Below are 10,127 nucleotides of genomic sequence, written 5' to 3' on the forward strand. Positions count from 1 at the left end.
ATTAAAAGTCAATTGCAATAGTCATAGTATAACTTGCCATATACGGTGCAAAAGCACGCTCTGCATACGAATCAGAACTACTAGTTCCTCTAAAGCTTTCTGGGTTAATATTGTTAGGCATAGAATTGTACAAATACCCTAAATTTCTAGCATTTAACCCAACATACAAACTTTTCGCCTTAATTTTATCACTAACCCCTTTAGGTAGGTTATATCCTAGAGACACATTTCTCAAAGCTATATATTTAACTTCAGAAAACCAGTCGTCATTAACAACCCCTTGTCCCCAAGAGTTTGAAAAGTAGTGGTGGTAACTAGCATGTGTAGGCTCTACCAATCCTTGATCATAGGCTTCTTGGTAAGTCATTCCACCTACATCTGCAGAAGATCCGTTAGGAGTTGTAACCATTTGCCCTTTTTCAAAAACACCATCGGGAATAATACCATCTTGGAATGTAGCTCCATTAGTATCTCCATATTGAGATTCCCAAGTAATCCCACCATGTTCTAGACTTCTACCTTCTAATGATCTCTCTAAATACCCATATGCTGTACCGTAACGACTAGAATAAGACGCCATATGACCACCAAAACGAGCGTCTAATAAGACAGATAAAGAAACTCCTTTATAGGTAAAATCGTTGCTCAAAGACCCTTCAAAATCTGGTTGAATTTTACCGACTTTCTCAACAACACCGCTTCTTTGATAAAAAGCCCCTCTTCTAGAATCAACATATCTAAGAACATTCATTCCATTTCTAGGATCATCTACAGGCTCTCCTTGCGCATTAGTTGCTTGATATTTCTTAGGCGCACTATCAGACATTAACACACCATACTCTCCCCCTTCAAAGGCTACAGACCCAACACGGAAGTTTCCATAGTTGAGAGCTCCTCCCAACAATTTATAATCTCCAAAATCCTCATGAAGCTCCTTTACTTTTGTTCTATTTCTCCAGTAGTTAAAAGTGGTATTCCACTCAAAATCTTTGGTAACAACAGGTGTTCCTGTTAAGCTAAGTTCTATACCAGCATTAGACAACGTACCGATATTGGTAAACAATGCTTCATAACCAGACTCTATTGGCAATGGAATAGAACCAATTTGCTCGGTTATAGTTTCGTTATAATACGCCAAGTCAACTCCTAAACGGTTTCCGAAGAATCTAAAATCGGCTCCCACTTCAAAAGAATTTTTACGCTCTGGTTTAATAGACTTATCTACCAAAGTGGTGTTAACACCATTTCTATAAGCAAATCCGCCTTCTAATTCATAAGTACTTAAACCATACCCCTTGTTAATAGTATAAGGATTTGTATCACTACCTACCTGTGCCCAAGAAGCTCTTAGTTTCCCAAAAGTCAATACATCTGAAGTACCAAAAGTTTCACTTAAAATCCAAGAAGTAGATACTGAAGGATAGAAGTAAGAGAAATTACCGGTTCCATCTGTGTATACTAAAGCAGAAGACCAGTCATTTCTACCTGTAACATCTAGATACAATTGTCCTTTATACCCAAAACTAGACATAAAATACAAGGAGTTAATTTGTTTGGTATCGTATACTCCTCCTTCAGACAAAAGGGTCTTTTTAGAATTCCCCAAGAAAAATTTCCCTGGAACCACCAATCCACCATCGGTTCTAACACGGGTATTGGATTTCTCTTGATTCCATATTTCACCTCCCACCAACAGCTGAGCAGAAAGATCCTCGTTAATTTGTCTGTTGAAATTAACAGAAAGTTTTCCTGTTTTACTCAGGTCTTCAAAATGTTGCAATTCATAATAACCACCGTCATTAGCAAAGCCAGTACCCAAATCTTTTTGTTCGTACTTGGAAGTGTACTGGTTCATGTTTCCTTCAGCAGTAACAGTCATCCAATCGGTAACTTCAGCAGTAAGACGAACGATAGGTCTAACTACTTGCTCTTCTCTTACTCTATCGTTTTTTTCATAAGAAAACCACAACGAACGGTTTGGAGCATAGGCATATTCATCGCCATAATTAGAATTTGTAACCCCACCATGTGGTGCCAACCAATATTTTTCTTGTCTGTATTTTCTTGAATCATAAGTTCTTTCAAATCCACCTTGAAAGAAATTTTGAGAAATATCATTTCTAGGGTTTCTAGAAGTAGAAGTGGTATAAGAAACAGAAGCATTTGCTTTTAACCAATCGGAAAGTTCGTAAGAACCAGACAATTGCATCGCATTTCTATTAAAGGTATTGTTTGGTAAAATTCCACTTCTTTTGCTGTAAGAATCAGACAAATAAAAACTTCCTTTTTCATTTCCACCGCTAAGGGCTACGGAAGTATTCGTATTATATCCGGTATCATAAGCATCTTTCATGTTGTTTTTAACGGCACTGTACGGAACCATAGTTCCATCATAGTCCATAATAGGTTGTCCATCAAATTTTGGACCGTAGCTTAAGCCTCCACCTGGATGGTTGATAAGGGTTCTTTGCCCCTGATCGTTGTAGTAAAATTGGTTTGTATCGTATTTATAATACTCTCCATTGCCATCTTTTTCACCATAACCGATATAACCCGCTAAAGTACCTGGCCCGTATTCGTTTTGCAAACCTGGTTGTGCATACACATGGTCTACCCCAACAGTTTGCTTAATAGAAACCCCTAAACCTTTGGCTCCTTCACCATTTTTGGTTTCGATTAAAACTACACCGTTAATACCTCTAGACCCATAAAGAGCTGTGGCTGCTGCCCCTTTAAGCACCGAAACACTTTTGTAATCGTCCGGGTTTAAGTTTTTAAGAATGTTTCCATAGTCGTTAGAATCCGAACTCCAATCCGCACTTTCATTGGAAATACTGTTTTCTAAAATAACCCCATCAATCACGAAGATCGGTTGGTTATTCCCAGAATTTAAGGTTGATACCCCACGGATTTGAATTTTAGAGTTTCCGAAAAGTCCCCCGTCTGAAGAACCAATACTTACTCCGGAAGACTTTCCTTGCAAGCCCAAAACAGGGTTTACTGTATTGGTTTTTGCCAATTCTTCCCCTTTCAATTCGGTCATAGAGTACCCAAGTGCTTTTGTTTCTCTTTTAATACCTAAGGCAGTCACTACAACTTCTCCAAGTTGCTGGGCATCCTCAGCCATAGATAAATTAATGGTGGTTTGCCCTGCTACCGGAACTTCCTGGGCAGAAAATCCGATATAGGTAAAAACTAAAGTTGCATTGCTACTAGAAACTGTAATAGCATAATTTCCATCAAAATCGGTTGATGTTCCGTTGGTGGTTCCCTTTTCTACCACGTTTACTCCTGGCAAAAGGGAGCCCAAATCATCAGTCACTGTACCAGAAACTGTTATGCTTTGTGCCATCATTCCCTGAACACAGAGAAAAGCCGTCAGCAGTAAATAGTAATGAATTTTTTTAATCATACTAGTAAATTGAAGTTAGTTAATTGATTTATTAATTAGGCGTTAACCTAATGTTAGTTTGGTACTAAGTTTTTCGATTCCTAAATCAGAAATGAAATAAATTCGACTAACAACAATGCAGCAAAGACTAAAAGCCTTATAATACAATATAAACCCACAATAGTGGTATCAGTTAAGCAGTTGTATATTTTGTTGAAATAACAACCCTTTTAACGAAAAAATAAGCCCGATGAAACACATCGGGCTTATTTACAACCATTTAAAGATTCGGCCAGCTTTTATTCATTAACATCCCAAAAAATCTTGTTGGTCAATTTATCATCAGCACTAACCGTATTGTAATTTTCAGTATTGTGAACGCGCTCACTATTTGGATAAATCCATCTATTTGGAGGCAAGGATTGCGCATTGGCATTGTCTACTAAATAAGAATACTGCAATGAATTCAACAATTTTATTGCTGCTCAGATATTTATACAATATAATTGCCAGGAGTGCGGATGTTATGGTGAGATGATAAAGTTAGTTTATACTGAGTTAACTTTACAAAATAAGAATTAACAATTTGGCCATTCAAGAATCTACAGAAGACAGTAGTTTTTGTGAGTTTATCTAAAAAGCATGAGACAAAAAAAAAAAAAAAAAAAAAAAAAAAAAAAAAAAAAAAAAAAAAAAAAAAGCCATCCTTTCGGACGGCCTTTTACTATTTACATTAAAATTTTAGTTTTGTTTTGCCCACCACAGCGGTGTTAAAACTTCATCAGGACCCCCTAGCTGACTTACTGCCTGCTGATAACCATCTGGTACATTATTGGAAAAGTTTGAAGGGAATTTCAATCTTTGACCATAAAACTTCACACTATTTGTCATGAAATTACTAGCATTCAAAGCTGGTAAATCTGGCAATGGGTTTTCAACAGCTGGATTTTCAAAGAAAGGCAACCCTAATCTCCTGTGATCACTCCAAGTTTCCAAGGGCAACCAAGGCGTCTGAGCTATAAATTTTTGAGTAATAATCTTAGTTAAAAGATCATTCTTTACAGCTCCTCCTTTATAAATGGTATTATCTGGATATTTGAATTCAACAGTACCAGGAAGACCTGTATATCCATTTATATAATTCATGGTTACAGTAGCTGGTGGTTCTGCTGTATGCGTCCAGCTTACAGAAGTACCCGCTCTATTATAATCTTGGGAGCTTAAATAAGCACTTAAATGTTGTGACACTCCAGAATACTCAAAACTTTCCGTTATCCCCATCTCATAAGCTTCTTTACCCCCAATTGGCACATCCCATCCTCTAACAGATGCTTCTGCCAATAAGAAATAAGACTCCCATGACCCAAAGAATATACGTTGCGCCTCACTATTTCTATATTTATGAGATAATCGAGGTAAAGTTCCTGGATAAGCAAGTCGATTATTACTTCCTTTTGCACCCCAATCGCCACCTACCATAGCGTTCCAACTATTCGTTGCTTCTACCTGAATATCATTGGTCTCTCCATTTTCTTCATTGTCCTGTTCCCCGACAATCAAAGGACGCTGGGTAGTAGTTGCCGCCGAGGACCAAGATGGATATTTATTAAAATTAGGATCGTTAAAATCACCTGGAATTTTATAAAGATCGTACGCCCTTGGATCCATAGTATTATGTAATCCATCAAACCAAAATCCGGCTGAAGGATCATTTGTCTTAGAAGTAAAATGATCCTCATACTTAAGCCCTATATAGTTTGCAGGCTTAATTGAAGAGTGTTTATCTGCCGCCAACTGATCATGAGATGGCACTCCACCCAAACCGATCATAAGATTATTAAGAGTAGTAGAAAGGTATTGATTATTCCATTCTCTAGTCATTACCCCTGTATACGAATTCCACCCTGGAACTTCTTGAACTTTAAAATTATCAGCTAATGAGGAAATATATTCCCCCTTCGCTGCATCTTCAAATTCTTCCTGAGCCTTAGATGCATCTACTTCTGACAAACGCATTGCCAATCTCATTCTTAATGAGTTACCATACTTTTTCCATTTTCCGTAGTCATAACCATAAGCGGGATCAAGATCACTCAACCCACCAGGATTCACAATGGTCAAATCGAGTTCAGCTGTGGCCTCCTTCAGTTCGGACAACATATAATAGTAAACATCTTTCACATTGTTATATTCAGGATTTTCTCCTTGAAATCCATTAATTGGAATAGGACCAAAATTATCTGTCATTTCACTCATTATGTAAACTCTCCAAATTCTAGCAACCTGTTTTAGATTATTAGTATACTCCTTTACGTTACCAGCGGCAATTTGGTCATCAGCAATCTTTATCCCAGTGGTAATATTTCGTAACCAAGCAGACACATACCCATTATAATAGTCGCTAGTCCAACTATCACTTTGAAAACCTTCGGACAATGTTCCAATTCGATCCATTCTCCCTGCATCTTTCCAATACAATACAAATACCCTCTCTGCAATATGCGGGTCTTGCTGCGCACCACCTATAGAATTATTTATAAAATATTCTACCTGCACTTGTTCTGCTGTTGCTGCCGTGGGATCTACATTGATTTCCTCAAAATCTGAACAAGAAAAAGCCAACATAGAAGCCCCTAAGAGCAACCCAGATCTTTTTAATATATTTTTCATAATTATTTTTTTATTGTTAAAAGTTTAACGCTACATTAAAAAATACACTTCTCGAAGTAGGAGATGAAAGATATTCAAAGCCAGTAGCATTGGTTGATGTTGCAAATACCGATTCTGGATCTACACCGTTAAGATTACTATCAATCATCCAAACATTATTGGCCGAAATTCCAATCTTAGCCTTTTGAAGCCGGGAATTTTTCAACCAATTAGTCGGCAAGACATAATTAATACTTACATTCCTTAATCGAATATTTGTAGCATCGTATATATTTGCTTCGTTAATCCCCAGATTCCCAGATGTAACAGACAAATTAGTCCAGTAGTTCTCTGGAGTTACGGCGACTGTATTTTGGGTATAAACTCCATTCCCATCATCCACCACACCATCTACAACAATATCATTCCTTTCACCGTTCACAACCGTAGCTGCAGCACTTCCTGAACGCTGCAAAGCAAGATTTGTTCCGGAGTAAATTTCACCACCTAAACGCGCATCGATTAAAAAGCTCAAAGAAATCCCTTTATAGCTTAATGTATTTGAAAAACCGATCATAGCATCTGGTTGCTGATCTCCTAATTTAAACTTATCGCTACTTGCTAAAGGGAAACCATTTCCATCGACAATTATCTTACCGAAGTTAGGATCTGCTTCGTCTTCAACTCTGTTATACTTGGTACCCCAAATTTCTCCATAGCCACCTCCTTCAACAGCTAAAACAGCCAAGTTATCGAAACCACCCAATCTGAATTGAGAAACATCGTCGGTAAGCTTAACGATAGTATTATCATTGGTAGAAAAATTAACATTTGTATCCCATGAAAAACCTTCAGGATTATCAAATATTCTAGCGTTAAGCGCTATTTCAAATCCTTCATTCTGTATATCACCAGCATTCACGATTTTACTATTAAATCCACTTAAAGGATCCAATGGAATAGCTAACAACTGGTTCGTTGCGTTGGTTTTGTACCAAGCAAAGTCAAATCCAAGACGATTATTAAAGAAGCGTCCTTCAAAACCTAATTCAAGGGATTTTATCAACTCGCTCTTCACATCTGGATTAAACAAGGTGTTCCCGCTTCCAGCAGTTGTATTTCCATTAGGATCATTACCTATAGAATAAAAATTATTTAATTTAAAAGGATCCAAATCATTTCCTACGGTTGCATATGAAGCTCTAATTTTACCGAAATCTAACCAATTTGGCAATTCATTGTCATCACCTGCCAATAATTCGGTAAAGACAAAAGAAGTACTCACAGACGGATAGAAAAATGAACGATTTTCTTCACTAAGCGTAGAAGACCAATCATTACGACCTGTAAAATCTACAAACAAAAATCCGTCATAATTTACTTGTAATGTACCGTATAAGGAATTGATCTTTTTATTGCTGAAGCTTTGACCAACATTTGGGTTATTGATCCCATTGTTTAGGGAAAATAAATTAGGAACCACAAAATCCCCAGAGTTAGCACTTATTCCGCTTGCACCTCTTGACATTAAGTTTCCTCCAAGAGTTAAAGCTCCACCAAATTTTCCAAAAATATCATCTTTAGAAGCAACGATCAACATATTATAGTTTTTCTCTAGAAATGTATTTTTCCCTAAACTATATCTACCAGTGTTAGACAATGGACTTCCTGCATACAATTTAGATTCCGTATTTGTAGTATACAAATCAGCCCCAGCGTTAATCTCTGCACTCAACCAATTTGTAATCTCGTGTTTTAAGGAAGCATTCAACAAAAACCGGTCTCTTGAATCCTCACTTAAATTATTGTTCGCAGCCCAATAAGGGTTAACAGAATTACTAGGAACATACCACACCATATTACCGAATTCATCTGTATCGTTCGAAAACTCCGTAATATCCAATGATCTAGGCAAACCAGCAACTGTTCCAAAGGCATTACTTATATTCGATCCATTGATAGGACGGTTATTTGCCTTCGAATTTATATACTGAACCTTCACATCCGTTGTCCACTTATTGTCGTTACCAAATTTAGAAACCGCTCTGGTCGTTAAATTTAGCCTCTCCAATGTTGCTCCTTTGATATTACTATCATCGTTTAAGTAGTTCGCAGAAGTATACAAAGAAGTTCCATCACTAACTTGTTGCTGAAAAGATAAGCTGTAGTTTTGGCTAAAGCCAGAATTAAAGAAGTTACCTAAATTATCATAAGCTCGCATAGGTACTTGGGCCCCTTTCCAATCTTCAACAGATTGCCCAGCAATTTTCGGGCCCCAACTATCGCCTGCAAGATTATCATAAATCCCATTGTTTCCTTGACCAAAAGAACTTTGTAATTTTGGATCCATAAAAATATTTTGAAACCCTGTAGTTGTAGAAAATGTAATTCCCAACCCTTTTATGGCCTTACCAGTTTTAGTGGTAATCAAAATAACACCATTTCCTGCACGAGAACCGTATAAGGCCGCTGCAGAAGCTCCTTTAAGCACAGACATACTTTCAATATCTTCCGGATTAAGATCCCCTAGACCATTCCCTAAATCCTGAGAAGGATTGAAGAAGTCATTATTACCAGCCCCAGTAAAGTTATCCATAGGGATTCCATCTACCACAATTAAAGGCTGATTATCTCCTGTTAATGAATTGTTACCCCTTAATACTATCTTAGAAGAACTTGCAGGACCATTACTTCCTTTTATAACTTGGACACCTGAAACTTTTCCAGAAAGAGCATTAACAACGTTATTCTCCCTTGCCTCTGTTAGGGTAGCTCCTTTAACTTCTTGTACGGCATAGCCTAATGACTTCCGTTCCCTTTTAATACCCAAAGCGGTTACGACAACCTCCCCAAGCATTTCCGCATCCTCCGACAAGGAAACATTTATAACCGATTGTCCGGAAACTAAGACCTCCATTGTTGAAAAACCTAGAGAAGAGAAAACTAAAGTTGCCGAATTAGGAACATTTAAGGAAAAGTTACCATCAAAATCTGTGGAAACACCATTGGCAGTACCTTTTTCCACCACATTCACTCCTGGTAAGGGATTACCCAAATCATCGGTTACCGTCCCGGTAACCGTTTTGCTTTGCGCCACCATTCCCTGTATACAGAGAAGAGCCGTAAGCAATAAATAGTAATGAATCTTTTTAGTCATACTAATAATTTTTAGTTAGTTATTTAATTGTAGCTCGAGGATTACCTCGCGGTTAATTTATCAATAAATTTTTGATTTTATTAACATTCAACAAAACTATTTCGACCAACAACTATCCTAAGAGCATTAACAACTAATCTTATAATTTATGTTACCTCAAAAAATTCATACTAATGTACCAAAAAAGAGACTTTACTATTTATATGAATCAATTTAATATCTAAATAGGTATAAAATAGATGCTAAAACACCAATTTCAGCCCTCTCATAAGCTTTTATAATTTATTACAAAAATTTTTTAGTTTAAATACATGTTAATTTAGACGAACGATTTTATCATAACAAATATATTTTTTTAATAATCATCCCATAAATTCACTGATTAATAAAAAATAAACAGTTAATATTCCACATTTTCTTAATTAGTCACTCCTTATAAACTCAGTTTCTTTTTCAAAAAAAGGCGAGTCAAAACGGGATTAAAAATATAAAACAATAATAATTCGACTTCGTTTTTTAATTGCTTCATCATTTTCTTAAGATTCCACCCCGTTGCAGCTAAAAAAGCATTGATTTGCGGTGAAGTTGCCCCACTAAGATAGTTTTGTGCCTTTCTAAAGTCCGTTTTTAGATGCCCTATAACTGGCTCGATGGCCGCTCTTCTCCTAAACTTTTTGCGTTTACTCCGCTTTTGATATTCTGTAACTCGTTTTAAAGGTTTGTAGTCCGGTGTGGATATTTTAGTTGAACCTATTTGTTGCTGCCCTTTTCCTCCGCGGTCATATACGACCTCATTGGGAGTGAAGTCAATGTTTGATTTCATTTGATCCAGTAGAGGCTCTATGGTCTTACTATCGTGTGGATTTCCTTGAAATGACATGATTGAAGTTATGATCAAACTTTTATAAGTGGTGACCAAACCGATTTTAT

The 10,127-nt window shown here is 36.9% G+C and carries 5 protein-coding genes; all 5 read right to left on the reverse strand.

The window, feature by feature from the left end; translation table 11 throughout:
* Window position 1 precedes the first annotated feature (1 nt).
* Window positions 2-3,412 (reverse strand): SusC/RagA family TonB-linked outer membrane protein, encoded by a 3,411-nt coding sequence (locus tag BUA16_RS02555; protein ID WP_072763056.1) that lies wholly within the window; start codon window positions 3,410-3,412, stop codon window positions 2-4.
* Between the two features lie 278 nt (window positions 3,413-3,690).
* A complete protein-coding gene (locus BUA16_RS18565; RefSeq protein WP_178338834.1) occupies window positions 3,691-3,852 on the reverse strand; it encodes a hypothetical protein in 162 nt (53 codons plus the stop codon).
* Between the two features lie 280 nt (window positions 3,853-4,132).
* On the reverse strand, window positions 4,133-6,061 hold the full coding sequence (locus BUA16_RS02560) for a SusD/RagB family nutrient-binding outer membrane lipoprotein (protein ID WP_084668392.1): 1,929 nt from the start codon (window positions 6,059-6,061) through the stop codon (window positions 4,133-4,135).
* A 16-nt stretch (window positions 6,062-6,077) separates the two neighbouring features.
* Window positions 6,078-9,197 (reverse strand): SusC/RagA family TonB-linked outer membrane protein, encoded by a 3,120-nt coding sequence (locus tag BUA16_RS02565; RefSeq protein ID WP_072763058.1) that lies wholly within the window; start codon window positions 9,195-9,197, stop codon window positions 6,078-6,080.
* Window positions 9,198-9,630: 433 nt separating this feature from the next.
* Window positions 9,631-10,127, reverse strand: a 497-nt coding sequence (locus BUA16_RS02570) for a transposase (protein ID WP_143150433.1), incomplete at its 5' end; no start/stop codon positions are given.

The sequence above is a fragment of the Arenibacter nanhaiticus genome (assembly GCF_900141935.1).
Classification (GTDB): domain Bacteria; phylum Bacteroidota; class Bacteroidia; order Flavobacteriales; family Flavobacteriaceae; genus Arenibacter; species Arenibacter nanhaiticus.